This is a genomic window from Chryseolinea soli (assembly GCF_003589925.1).
In the GTDB taxonomy this organism is placed as follows: Bacteria; Bacteroidota; Bacteroidia; order Cytophagales; family Cyclobacteriaceae; genus Chryseolinea; species Chryseolinea soli.
Genome location: NZ_CP032382.1, coordinates 5,276,826 through 5,290,547, shown reverse-complemented (window position 1 = coordinate 5,290,547; position 13,722 = coordinate 5,276,826). Strand labels below are relative to the sequence as shown.

General features: G+C 51.9%; 7 protein-coding genes. All 7 read right to left on the bottom strand.

Annotation, left to right across the window (positions count from 1 at the left end):
* Window positions 1–7: 7 nt before the first annotated feature.
* On the bottom strand, window positions 8–1,141 hold the full coding sequence (locus tag D4L85_RS22470) for a hypothetical protein (protein ID WP_119756412.1): 1,134 nt from the start codon (window positions 1,139–1,141) through the stop codon (window positions 8–10).
* Window positions 1,104–1,748 (bottom strand): class I SAM-dependent methyltransferase, encoded by a 645-nt coding sequence (locus D4L85_RS22465; RefSeq protein ID WP_119756411.1) that lies wholly within the window; start codon window positions 1,746–1,748, stop codon window positions 1,104–1,106. The genes D4L85_RS22470 and D4L85_RS22465 overlap by 38 nt, the downstream gene beginning before the upstream one ends.
* Complete coding sequence (locus D4L85_RS22460) at window positions 1,745–2,863, bottom strand: acyltransferase family protein (RefSeq protein ID WP_119756410.1); 1,119 nt, start codon at window positions 2,861–2,863, stop codon at window positions 1,745–1,747. Before D4L85_RS22460 ends, D4L85_RS22465 begins: the two co-directional genes overlap by 4 nt.
* A gap of 110 nt (window positions 2,864–2,973) precedes the next feature.
* On the bottom strand, window positions 2,974–9,657 hold the full coding sequence (locus D4L85_RS22455) for a fibronectin type III domain-containing protein (RefSeq protein ID WP_119756409.1): 6,684 nt from the start codon (window positions 9,655–9,657) through the stop codon (window positions 2,974–2,976).
* A gap of 198 nt (window positions 9,658–9,855) precedes the next feature.
* Entirely contained in the window at window positions 9,856–10,563 is a 708-nt protein-coding gene (locus tag D4L85_RS22450) for a TolC family protein (protein ID WP_160143922.1), read from the bottom strand.
* Window positions 10,564–10,639: 76 nt separating this feature from the next.
* On the bottom strand, window positions 10,640–11,752 hold the full coding sequence (locus D4L85_RS22445) for a glycosyltransferase family 4 protein (protein ID WP_119756407.1): 1,113 nt from the start codon (window positions 11,750–11,752) through the stop codon (window positions 10,640–10,642).
* 30 nt (window positions 11,753–11,782) lie between these two features.
* A complete protein-coding gene (gene asnB, locus D4L85_RS22440) occupies window positions 11,783–13,678 on the bottom strand; it encodes an asparagine synthase (glutamine-hydrolyzing) (protein ID WP_119756406.1) in 1,896 nt (631 codons plus the stop codon).
* Window positions 13,679–13,722 lie beyond the last annotated feature (44 nt).

Sequence of the window (13,722 nt, the reverse complement as noted above, 5' to 3'; positions counted from 1 at the left end):
TTTTTAATCAGGCCAGGCGTTGCCTGGCCTGTATTTGATTTTCGATGTGCTGCAACACGGCCGGGAAAAAGATGAGCAGTGTAGGCACCAGATACAACCGGCTTTGGTAAGCGACCACCGAAATGAAGTGGACCGCAAACCACACGGGCACGATCACGATAAAAAATACCTTCAGGGACGGGTTCATCTCTTTGAACAGGAAGAGACACCAAATGGGCAGGAATCCGAACACACCATACATTTCCATATACGTTTTCACGCTCACGCCGCTAAACAAATTCATCTTCAGCATGGGCAACCCGGCGGGTACACGCCAGTCGGTTTGCGGCCGGTAGCCAAAGTGCGCCCGTATTGCCACAAAAATGGCAACAAAAAATACCATGGAGAGGGCGGCGATCATGAGCGGCTTGAGATCGGTAAAGAACAATTTCCTGAAGTTGGGCCATGCCGACCAATCTACCTTCGAACAAAAATAGATGGCGGGAATGAGCATCGACGTTTCGCGGTTCAGTGCGCCCACGATGGTGATGAGCAATATCCACCAGTCGCTGTAGCCTTTCACAATGACAAGCCCTGTCAACAGGTACAACGTGATGTCCATATAGGTGTTGAAGGAAAGATCGCTATCCACCACCGCATTGCCCATCATGATCGGGATGAACATGATGCTGAGCAACACCACCGCGCGGGTTTTCACGAAGTGCGAGAAATAAATAAAGGCCAACCCAAAAATGAGAGCGTTCTGCAAAAAGCGAAAGCCAATGAATACGATGGAGTATTTGATAAACTCCGGTTGCTGGGCAAGTTGCAGCAACTTTTGCGTGACTTCGTTTTTATCGCTGGTGTTGCCGGGTAAATTCAGCTGCGGTTCGCGAAAGTGAATGAGGTTGAATACCGTGTGATCCAACACCTGGTAGGTGCCCTCGACGATCTCGTAGCACAGGATGCGGTATTGCCAGGGGTTGTAGAACATCGAATTGTCGGCTTTCCAATCGAGGAAGCGTTGGTATTGTTCGACGGCCTCACCCCGGTAAAAATTCTGGTAAATAGGATACGTCGCCATCCAGGCAACGATAAGGACCAGCAGGATGTTGTAGGCTACCTTATTTCGTGAGGATGACGGTGTAGTGGGGATAAACATAGATTTGCTTTTTACTCGTGCTAAGGATCTTAAAACCGGCTTGTTGGGCCGTATCGATGAGGCGTTTCATGGACCATTCGTGGCCGATCTCGCGGGCGAAGATGAGGTCGTGCATCTTGTTGAAGAGCACGAAAGGGCTGCCGCCGTTGATGTCTTTCACGATGAACCGCGCACCGGGGCGCATGTGGTCATATACTTTTTTGATGAAGGACTCCTGGTAGGCTACGGGAATGTGATGGAGCACGTCGATCAAAAAGATCAGGTCGTATTCCTTCATGGCATCCGGCAGCGTGCTGCCATCATAGGGCTGGAAATCGGTGGTCACCTTGCCGCTGTAGGGTTGCAGCAGTTCGCGGGCGTTGGTGATGAGGCGTTTGTCGATCTCGATGCCACCGATCCTTTTGATGCTGGTGAATTCGGCCAGCAACAAGGCGAACTGGCCCGAGCCACAACCGATGTCGAACGCGCTTTGGGCGTCTTTCACTTCATTGAGCAATTCGTCGAAAGGGCAGATCAGGGGGCGGTAGCTGACTTTAATTTGATCCAAGAATCCCGAATGCACGGTCTTCAATTTCAAAAAAGAAACCAACTCGTTGGTCTGAATCATGTCGCGATTTGGTTACGATGGAAAAACTTATTTTTAAAGGACAGCAGCGGCTTTTCGATCAAAACAAAACTGAGATAGGCTACGCCGATGCAAATAACACTGTAGCAGACAAAACCCAGTAAAGGGAAAGAGAAATAAGGTTTAAGAAATCTGCCAAAGGCCATCCAGATGACCCAATGATAGACATAGAGGCCATAGGAGATCTTGCCCAGGAACACCATGAGCGGGTTCCCAAACACGGTTTTTACCACGATGTTGTGGCTGTATTTCACACAGATCAGGATAAAGCCCATACAAACCAGGCTGAGGAGCGAATAGGACCACACGTGCTGGTAGTTGTTCAGCACGCCCAACGGGAATCCGAAAGACGTAAGCCCTACGTTCTCGCCTTCTGCCAGTAACATCCTGTAATTGAATATTCCGAACCCGACGAACATCACCATCCCCGCCACCAACAGCTTGTAGGGGTTGAACGACGTCGCCTGGAGGCCAAATACGGGTATGGCCGCCCCAAAGGCGAACGCATCCCATTGACTAAACGTGAAGCGATAGACGATCTGTTCCGTAAAATCTTTGGAGATCCCATCGTCCAGCAAGTAGTTGGCCAGCCAAAACCGGATCACGGGCGCCACCAGGATCATGACCACCAGCAGCACGCGCAGTTGCCGCGTGGAGAGGAAATAGACGATGATGGGCCAGAAAAGATAAAATTGCTCCTCAATGGAAAGCGACCAGAAGTGCGTGAAGAAGATGTCGAAACTGAATTCATACACCAGCGGGAACAAGTTGTAGGTGTAGGTGAACAGGAACGGTGCCGTTTGTTTGAAGTCCTCGGGCGTATGAAATTTGGCGTACACCAACGCCACGATCAGCAGGTACAAATAGTAAATGGGAAATATGCGAAGCGTCCGGCGCCAGTAAAAGCCTTTCAGGTAATGACCCAAGGGCTGGTCTTGCCTGTCCTGCATCAGGATGGTGGTGATGAGGAAACCGGAAAGAACAAAGAACAACTGTACGCCTACCCAACCGGCCTCGATCAGATAATCGTAATGAAAGAACATTACCAGCACAATGGCAAACCCACGGATTCCGTCAAGATTTTTAACGTAATTCAATAGTCTCTGATAAAGTGTACAAAAAAGGGTTAATACCCACAAAGGTATTAAAATGAGAGCAAAAAAAAGACCTACCCCGGTTTTGAGGTAGGTCTTTCAGAAAGACATTCTTAGTATTTGACGAACTTCTTCAGCTGCACTTTTCCGTCAGGATATACCAGTTTGATAAAGTATACCGAATTCTGGAAGCCGCTGCTTTGGAGATCGACGGTGAAGTTGGACGACACTTCGTCGTTGGCGTAAGTGCCTTCTTTCATCACTTTACCCATGGCATCCACGATCGAGTAGCGAACATCACCGATCGAAGAATCGAGGGTTTGAACGTTCAACTCGCGTTGTGTCGGGTTAGGATAGAGCAACACCGAAGGGTTGGACTCTCCGTAGCGAACTTCGCGCATCTGGCCGCTTGTATTGGTTCTGCCACCGGCTACACCCGACTTGCGGTCGTCCGTAGGATAGGCTTCGATCACGATCGCGTTGAGGATCGACCAGGGTGATCCGAGAGCTTCCTGCACCTGGATCTTCACTTCGCTGTTCTGATCGGGTTGAACGCTGCGGATGTACGCTACATTCGAGATGTTCTGATCCTGACGGTTCGACACGGTTCTGTCGCCGATCGAGAAGTTGGTGGTCACGTTCAGCTGCACGTCGATAGCGCCCATGAAGCCGAAGTTATAGTTGAATCCTTGATCCAGACCTTCCACGGTCAGCTTGCCGATACCGTTGTAGGCGTTGGTGTAATAGAAGCTCTTCAACACTTTGTCGGGGAAGATACCGGAGTCATTGCCGGTCGACATACCCCAGTCGTTCATACCTTCCATGGCTTCCACGAAGCGGAGGCGCAGGCCGGTTTGTTTGCCCAATTCGTCTCTCAGGTTGAAGAACACGTCGTTGTCTACCGCCAGGCGGCTCAAGTTGTTCCAAGGTGCCGGTGCATCGTAAGCGGCTACACCGTTCACGTTGATGTACACTGCGAAGGCTACCGTTCCGGCGCTGGCCACGTTGCTGTAGGCTGTGAATCCGCTCGGGATGACGGCTCTAACTTTGTAGTAGTATTTCTTGCCGTTGGTGGCACCGGTGTTGTCCGTGTAGGTGGCTACATCTGCGCCGGTTGTTCCGATCAGCGAATACACGCCGTCCGATGTCGTAGTGGAGCGATATACCTGGAAGCCGGTTTCCGTAGGCGAGTTGTCAGACCAGTTCAAGATGATGTTGGTCTTCGAATTTCCGGAAGCCGTGAGGTTCGTCGGTGCAAAGCCCGAAGGATCGATGGCCACGGCTTCGATGATCAAACCGTTGATATAACCTACCGTTGCGTCGCCGCCTTTGGTGATGTCGATGGTCACTTCGCCGCTGGCGTTGGTCACCACGTCGGTGATCACGGCCAGGTTAGAGGTGTTGCCCTGAACATTTACAGAGGACGAACGTGCACCGATCGTGAACACGGTGCTACCGTTGTTGATGATGGATCCGTTGTTGTTGAAGTTACTGCTGGCGACGAACTTGAACGTATACTTGTTCAGCTTATCGAGACCAGACACTTTCAGTTTTGCGGCATCCGGTGCATTGAAGGCACCGAACCAGTAGTATTCTTGCAATACAGCGTCGGGTACTACACCGGAGTTTGTGCCGGTCACTGCACCTTCATTGTATACGCCTCCAAAAGAAGAGAGCAGGGTCACGCTCACGTTGCGGTTCACGCCACCTTCATCTTTCAGGTTCGAGAACACGTCGTTGATTACAGGAGCCTTGCTTGTGTTGTTCCAAGGTGCTGCAGCAACCGAGTTCTGGTTGAAGTTCAAGTCTATTCTATACACCAGGGTCTCGCTCACCGTTACCGTCACATCTTTCGTCGCTGTAGCGCTCTTGTTATCCGTAGCGGAAACCGTGAAGGTGAACACACCCAGGTTAGCCGAGGTAGGATTGAAAGTGATGGTACCGGAGGTCGGCGTGGTCTGCTGATACGTTGCGAACGAAGGCAGGTTGGTCACGGCCATGGTGAAAAGGTTCGCGGGAAGATCGGTAGCGGAAACCGTGATCGAAGATTGCACACCGCGGGTCAACGCCAGGTTGCCATTGATGGTGATCTTCGGTGCAAGGTTAGGCACACTGATCGAGTCGAGGTTCGAGTAAGGCGATGTTCCAATATCGTTGAACGCTCTTACCTGATAGAAGTACTTGGTATCTTCCGTCAAGCTGGCATCCGTATACGATGTGCTGTTCGCAGCCACAGGGGATGCGTTGATCTTGGTATAGGTACCGCCCTTGGTCGTCGAACGGAAGACGTCGAAACCAGTTTCGTTGAACGGTGCATCGATCCAAGTCAGTTTCGCTTCGTTGTTCGGTGTCAGGGCAATATCCAATGCGCGGGGAGCGGCAGGTGTCGTGCCTGCTTGGTATTGAGACTCTACAATAAGAGCATTCAGGTAACCTACTACCGACGCGCCATCTTTGCTCATCGTGAAGGTCACGGAACCGTCACCGGCAGGGGTCACACCATTGATGATCGCCAGGTTGCTGGTGTTGTTCTGTGCATTCACAGCGGAAGTTTGCGCTCCAATGGTGTAGCGGGTTGTACCGTTATCAGGCACACCGGTCCACTTGCTGGAGGCGAGGAATTTGAACGCATAGGTCATGGCAGGATTCAAACCTGTCACCTTCACGTCTACCGTGTTCGGTGCTCCGAAGATACCGAAGTAGTAGTAGTCGCTCAGTACGTTGTCGGGAACCACACCGGAGTTGTTGCCGGTCTGGGTACCTTCGAACCAGGTGTTCCATGCGGTGGTTTGGAAAGCCAATCCCACGGTGGTGGTCGCACCAGTATTGTTTTTCAAACCGGTCGTGGTCAATCCGGTGATGTTGTTCCAGGGTGCATTCGCATTGGTAGAGTACACCAGGTTCATCGAGATCGACGAATTGGGGTTCACATCCACTACGGTTACTTTGAACGTTCTGGAAGACTCCCCTCCTACGTTGTCCTTCACCTTCACGGTCAGGTTATAGTCGCCGGAGTGGATATAGCCAGGGTTCAGGGTTACGGTTCCGGTTCCGAGCGCATCGTTTGTCAACGTTGCGAACGAAGGGAAGTTCACCGCGGTCCAGGTCAGGTTTGCCGTGCCGGCGTCAGACGTTGCCGTGATGGTCACGGCGCTGTTCGAACCTTCGTTCACCACTACATCGGTCACAGGAACGATGGCGGGTACGTCTTTGTCGGTTACGGTTATCTTAAAGGTCGTTGTATCCTTGCCGTTGTGCTGGTCAGCAACAATGATGCGGACGTTCGGATACTGGCCAAGGTTGCCGATGAGTGGCGCAAGGGCCAGGGTACCGGTACCATCGCCTTGATCGGCGAAGGTTGCCCAGCTTCCGGGGAGGCCTTGAGCAGTCAATGTCAAAGGCTCGTGGTCATCGTCTTGCGAGATAACGCTCAAGCTAAGGGTCTTGCCGTATTTCACAGTGATGTCGGCTACGTCGGTGATCACCGGTTTGGTGTTCAGGGTGGCCGCGCTCACGATCGCTGTAGAGTTGCTTCCGCCTACACCAACGGCCGATACTTTATAGAAGTAGGTTTCATTCGGGAACAAACCAGCGTCCAGGAACGAGTTGGTGTTCGGAGGCAGGGACTTGAACAACACGAAGTTGGTGTTCACATGCACGGAACGATACAGTTCGAAACCGGTTTCCGTCGTGCTGGCATCCGTCCACGATACTTGGATCGAGGATTTCGACAGCGGCGTAGCGGCTAAGCTGGTCGGTGCTGCAGGGGCAGCGGGCAACGCAGGCGTTGTGGCATTTATTTCATCTTGGGCTAATACGCCGGCCGGGATCACAGCCTTTGTAATATTGGGACCTTGCCAGCTTACGTTCAGTGAGGCTCCACCGGAGTTCTGTCTGTAGGCGACTACGATGTCGTGTGCACCCGCCGTCAGGTTATTGATAGTAGCTGACTTCTCAACACTGACTTGGGTGTCATTCGATACACGCAGCACGCCGTCGATATAGAGCAAGCTGCCGTCGTCGGAAGTGGTGTAGAAGGTATAGTTACCGGTAGTCGGTATGTTGATCTTACCCACCCACTTGAATGCGTAGTTGGTCGTGCGGTTGCGCACCGTCAGGTCAAAGGTCGAAGACGTGCCGGTTTTGACCGGTGTCAACGAGTTGATCGTATTGAGATTGGCCAAGTTTGCCTCATAGTACGAGTAGGACAAACTCCTGGCGATTTCATTCGACAAATCAGACTCACCGTAGCGACCGATGGCCTTGATACGGTAGAAGTATTTCGTTGCAGGAGCAACCGTCTTGTCGCTAAACGATGTGGTATTAGCCGCGATTGTACCTACAGTGGCATAAGGACCAGCCGTGTTGGTGGCTCTGTACAGTTGGAAACCTGTCTCGTTCGAGCTGTTGTCCGTCCAGGTCAGGTTGATCTGGTTGTAGGCAACGGCTTGAGCAGTCAACTGGGTAGGCGGCGCAGGAGCTGCACCGGGCATTACAAAGTTCGAAGCAAAGGCGCTATTCGGGATCTGCTGACGGGACGTGATACCGGTGGGCGTGTTGCTCCAATAAACCTGCATCGTCGCTCCGCTGGTTGCCTGGAAGTAGGTGATCACGATCGGATATTGACCGGGTGCCGCAAAGGTCTTGTTGCCCGAGCGATAGCGCACGCCGTGCGATCCATCGTTGTTCACCACCTGGTATTGAGAACCGTAGCCACCGATGTACAGCTTGCTGCCATCGTCGGAGTAGGTTTCAAACGTATAGGTACCGGCGGCCGTGATGTTGATCATACCTTCCCAGTACATCGCATAGTTGTTAGCCGAAGGCGCTACGCTGAGGTCGACGTTAGGGGTGTTACCGATCTTCACTGGTGTGATGGCGTTGAAATCCACCGGGAGGTTGGTCCATGTGCCGGTGAATGCCTTATAGTTAAGACCGTTGTTGACGGCGGGGGCCGTCACCTGGTTACTTTCGGTCGAGCTGTTGCCCGTTACGTCTCTCGCTTTCACGGTGAAGTTGTATACTTCACCTGCGGTGAGGTTGAATACAGTGCCCTGTACATCATTTACGGCCAACGTCTTTACACCATTTTTGTAGATGTCGTAGCGGTATACGCCCACATCATCCGTTGCCGCAGTCCACGACAAAGAAACTGAAACGGGGCTGGTTCCGGTGATGGTCAGGTTTGTAGGAGCCGTCGGAGGTGTGGCATCCACTTTCGTGGCAACACCAATGGTCGGCGATACGGGACCTGCAGACGAAGCGTTGATCGGTCTTACCAAGTAATAATACGTGGTGTTCGGCGTCAGGTTGGTATCAATAAAAGAGTTAGCGTTGGCGACAGTCGTCGTGACAATGCTAAAAGGACCGCTAATCGTGGGACCTCTGTAGATCTCAAAGCCGGTCTCATTATTCAGAGGCGTGGGGTTATCGCTCCAGGCCAGGGTGATCTGGGTTTGTGTGTTGGCATAACCCAGGAAACCGCTGATACCATCGGGCTTGTTCGGACCGTTGGCGTTCACTACTGTGAATGCAGGCGATTCTACACTGGAGCAGCCGTTCTGTTCCGTAACCGTAGCCTTGTAGGTTCCTACAGGGGCATTGGCATATACACGCGTGTTGGCCACAATGGCATTCGTTGCAGCATTCTTCCAAACATAAGCTGTATAACCTTCGGGTTCCTCCAGCGAAGTAGTGGTCGATCCGTCAGGTGCAGGCAACACAATGGTTTCACCTGCTGTGGGAGTGATGGCAGGCGTATAGGTAGGAGGCTTCGTGCCTACAACAACCGGGGTAGCCCAATCGGACCAAACGCCACGGTTCTTGATACGACCCGTATACGAACCAAAAGCTGTAGCCGTGATCTTAAATGCGGTTGCTCCGGGTATGGTCACACCATCTTTCTGCCATTCATAGGCATCGAAACCGGGCGTAAAGCCCATGGTCACAGAGGTGGGTGCACCAGGACAAAGTAGATTCCTATTAAAGAGTACTAAGATTTCATTTTTCTTGTGGGATAAAAACCAAGGGAAGAAGTCAGCGCGGTTATACATGGCATCCCATGTACCGTGACCTACGCCGAGTAAATAGAAGTATTCCAGGTGACCGCCGTTGGCGTTGAACCAGTCAACGATAGTTTGCGTCCATCCCGGGTTAGGGTTGTTGTCTCTTTCACCTTGCGACTGGCGCAGGTTCATGTAAAGCATTTTCTCTTGCTTGGCATCGTCGTTGGAAGCCGACATCGGGAACGCACCGGCGATCAGGGTCGGGTTGGCAATGGCAAACTTCCAGGTATCTCCACCACCACCGGACAAACCGTGGATGTAGATCCGGTTGATGTCGATGGGCAGCGTAGCAATCAGCTTTTCAAGCTGTGCTTTGATCTGGTCGAGTGTCGAGGATTGCTCATAAAACAAAAAACCAGGGAACTTGCCGGAGAGCACCGCGTCCCTGTGGATCTGACCACCGTGTTTCAGCTGGTTGTTGTTATCGGTACCCGCTTCACCGGCACCGTGTAAAAACATAATGAGCGGGTATTTCTTACCCGGCTCCGAGAATGTCCACGTCTTCGTGGCGGCTGTGTAGGTGACTCCATTTGGAGGCATCAACCTAAACCAACGGCCTTGATAAATGAACGGCAGGAACGGTGAGGTGTCCCAATTGGTACCCACTTGCTGATAGCCCCAATTTTCAAGGGCATTGTTATCACGTGGGCCTGTAGGAAAAGGGACTGACTGGGAAAAAGCTGAAAATGCAACCAACAACAAGGTCACAACTAAAGCCAGGGACTTTTTCATAAAGGGTAATAGATTAAAGATTAACTATAGACAGCCGACAAAAGCACAGCACGAAATTAAAAATATTACCATAACGGACAAAAATATTACATAGTATTTTTTTTGTCTTTTTTAACTAACCGCCAAATTCGGCTAATTCAAAGGGTTTTAAAGTATTTTTTTACTTAAGTGGTTACCTTTTTAAGTCAAAAAACAGCATTACAGTACTTCTTCAAGCTTCACCCCAATCACCTGTTCCAGGTCAAATTTCGATTTATCCCAGTCGCTTTTGGCCACCGCCTCCTGGATCTGTACGTCGCGATACACCCGCTGGGCGGTCACATACTCCTCCAACGTGGCGGCACCGTCGCTGAATTTCTGTTCTATCGTGTTGACTCTCAGCTTGAAATCGTCCAATTCCTCCTTCCGGATGCGCCAAACCGTCTCGTTTTTGCGGTAATCGCTGTATAACTTCAGCACCCGGGCCCGGATGTCGAGCTTTAACATGTTGGATTGCTCCTGTTTGATGCCCATGCGCTCGCGGGCTGCCTTTTTCTGATTGGGAAATTCAAAAAATGCCGAAAGCGGCACGTTGAGATAGACGTTGTAACGCGGATAGAAATTGTTGGTCGTTTGCGTGGAGCCCGTGATCTGTTTTACGGTAAACTCGTTCAAGTTGCCCTGCGCGCCCAGCAAGCTGGTCCAGCGCGTAGCGGCTATTTTCACATCATACTGCGAGGCATTCACGTCGTGCTGGACGGCCTTGACCTCCGGGTTATTTTTCCAGGCCAATTGCACCAGACGTTCTTCTATGCTCAGGTTGGTGATGCCATCGGGCAGAATGATCTTCTTATAATCGATTTGCTGCGCGCGGGCGGGGAGACAAAAAACGAGCACTCCAAACGTGAGGATCAGTAGATTTTTCATGGTCAAGGGTCTAATGATAGATAAGGTAAAGTTATATCGAATTTCAGAATTATAAAGGTTAACACAAAAACCCGTATCAAACCAAAGTGTTGTAAACATCTTCCACCTGGTGCACCATGTGCTCCACGCTGTGGTTAGCCGTCACGTAGTGAAAGGCATTGGTTGCCATTTTTTCGCGCAGAACGTTGTCGCGCACCACGCGGTCCAGCGCCTGGCGCAGTTCCTCACCGTTGCCCGGCGTGGTCAGCAAGCCGTTTTCGCCCGGCACGATGATCTCCTTCGAGCCGTCGACAGCGGTGGCGACGATCGCCTTTTGCATGGCCATCGCTTCGATCACGCCCAGCGGGAGCCCCTCCCACAACGAGGGCAGGCAATACACGTCCATGATGCTCAGCAACGCCGGGATGTCTTTCCTGAATCCTGGCAGGACCACGTTAGACGCTATCCCCAGGGCTTCGATCCGCGCTTTCACCTGGGGCATCAATTCACCGTCGCCTACCATGAGCAGTTTCAGGTTGGGGTGGTCCTTTAATAAGGAGGCAAACGCCTCCACCATCAGCACAGGCGATTTCTGGTAGGTAAACCGGGCGATGAAGCCGATCACGGTATCGTCGGCGTGGAGGTTGAACTGGTCGCGTAGCCCCTGCGTGTTGGTCTGGGTGGCGAATTTGTTCAGGTCCACACCGTTCATGATCACGACCGACCTGAAGCCGGCGATCTTGTTTTTCCCGGTTTGCTGGTTGGATTGGGATACAGATATATTGACGCTGGCGCGGCGCGTCAGGAAGCCCTCGCTCCAGGCCCGGATACGCTGCACCACGGGGCGCTGATTGTCATGGAACGACCATCCGTGGATGGTATATAGTAGAGGGAGCTTCAACGCCCGCGACGAGCGGAACACATTCGACATGGCGCGGGTACCATGGGCATGCACCAGGTCGGGCTGGATCTCTCTTAGCAGCGCGGTCACCTTTGGCCATACCCGGAAATCGAACGGGGTGGTGGTGGGAATCACAAAGGTCTTCACCCCCATGACCTGCAGGGTCTGGATCATCTCTCCTTCCGTGAACGATAACACGACGGGCTCGAACCGCGCCTTGTCCAGGTGCTTCACCACGTCGATGACATGGCTTTCCCCGCCACCAATGGAACCTTGCCGGATGGCTTCAACGATCTTTATGCGCTTCAAAAAACTATTGGGGGTTTACGGGTTGCTGACTTACTTCATCCACTTCTCCATCCACATTTCAAATATCAGCAAATTCCATAATTTTTGATGATTAACTTTTTTCCCCGACAGGTACTGGTTGCGCATCGCCAGGATAGGCTCGGCGTTCAACAAGCCTTCGCGGCGGATACGTCCTTCGTCGAGGTAGTTGAGGAAAAAGTCTTTCAACTCGTTCATAAACCACACGGTGAGCGGGGCAATGAACGGCTTCTTGGGCCGGTCCATCAACTCGCGGGGAATGTGCTTATAAACGATTTGCTTCAAAATATACTTCGTCACCCCATCGCGCAGCTTCAAATGCGATGGGAGGCGCGACACGTATTCGATGACCTTCTGATCGAGGAACGGCTCTCTTCCCTCCAAGCCCACCGACATGGTGGCGCGGTCGATCTTCACGAGGTTGTTGTCGTTCAAAAACGTTTTGTAATCGATGCCCAGCATCTTGCTCAGCGCATCGTTGTGGCCGGCAAATTCTTCTTTCAGGTCGAAGAATGTTTTATAGTCTTTGTATTCTTTTGCCACCAGCCGTTTCACTTCCTGCTGCGGAATGTATTGGCTGATGATGTTCATGGCGTCGGAAGGATCGTTGCTCTGCAAAATGTGCTTCATCTTCTCATAACGGGTCGAGAAGTTGTATTGCTGATTGAGCACCGGAATGTGATCGGGATTGATAATGCCCATGGTCTTGGCAATGGAGCGCTTCACCCACTGCGGATACCCGTTGGCATACTTTATCGACTGGCTGAATTTGTTATAGCCTGCAAAGATCTCATCGCCACCGTCGCCCGAAAGCGCCACCGTCACCTGCTTGCGCGCCAGTTGAGACACCAGCACGGAGGGAACGGAAGAGTTGTCGGCAAAGGGTTCGTCATAAATATCCGGCAGGTTGGGGATGATATCAAACGCATCCTTGGGCGAGCAATAGTATTCGGTGTGATCGGTGCCCAGGTGCTTGGCGATCTTCCGGGCATCGGGGGCCTCGTCAAATCCGGGAACGTCGAAACCGATGGTGAAGGTCTTCAAGCGATCGGTCCGGTCCTTTTGAATAAGTGCCGCCACGGCCGAACTGTCAAAGCCGCCGCTGAGAAAAATGCCCACGGGAACATCGGCCACCATGCGATAGTTGAACGACTCGCTGAGGATCTTTTCCGTTTCGCGAATCGCTTCCTCGTCGCCCACGTCCAGTTTCGGTTGGTTGTAGGCGTCGACCACATCCCAATATTTATGAAGCTTGATATCGCGGTTGGTCAGCGATATCTCCAGGTAGTGGCCGGGCAGTAATTTCTGGGTATGCTTGAAAATGCAATGCGGGCCTGGGATGTAACTATACTGTAAAAACAGTCCCAGGCTGGCCATATCCACTTCCTTGTGGAAAGCCGGATGCATGTGGAAAGGTTTCAGCGTGGAGCTGAAGAGGAATGTATTGTCCTTGTGATAATAATATAGCGGCTTTACCCCCACGCGGTCGCGCACCACATACAGCTTCTGTTTTTCTTCATCATAGAGGGTGAAGGCAAACATGCCCCGGAAGTACTGCAAACACGAAGGCCCCCATTGCTGAAAAGCATAGAGGATCATCTCTGTATCGGAATGGCTCTTGAACGTGCATCCCTCCTTCTCGAGGCGCTCACGGATCTCCATGAAGTTATACACTTCGCCATTGAAGGTGATCACCATTTTGCCAACGCGCATCGGCTGGTGGCCCAACGGCGACAGGTCGAGAATGGAGAGGCGCGTATGGCCAAAGCCGAGGGCAAACCCGGATTGCTCTTCAAAGAACGTTCCGGAATCATCGGGTCCACGATGGTGGAGCGACTGCGTCATTTTTTGCAACACGTCTGCGTTGCTACGCTTGTTGAAATCACAAAAGCCAACTATTCCACACACAGCAATTTCAGATTAGAGGGTTTAGAAAATTAGACATTCTAAAA

Coding starts and splice junctions, on each gene's coding strand:
- D4L85_RS22470 (WP_119756412.1), bottom strand. CDS start 1,141: ATGTTTATCCCCACTACACCGTCATCCTCACGAAATAAGGTAGCCTAC.
- D4L85_RS22465 (WP_119756411.1), bottom strand. CDS start 1,748: ATGATTCAGACCAACGAGTTGGTTTCTTTTTTGAAATTGAAGACCGTG.
- D4L85_RS22455 (WP_119756409.1), bottom strand. CDS start 9,657: ATGAAAAAGTCCCTGGCTTTAGTTGTGACCTTGTTGTTGGTTGCATTT.
- D4L85_RS22450 (WP_160143922.1), bottom strand. CDS start 10,563: ATGAAAAATCTACTGATCCTCACGTTTGGAGTGCTCGTTTTTTGTCTC.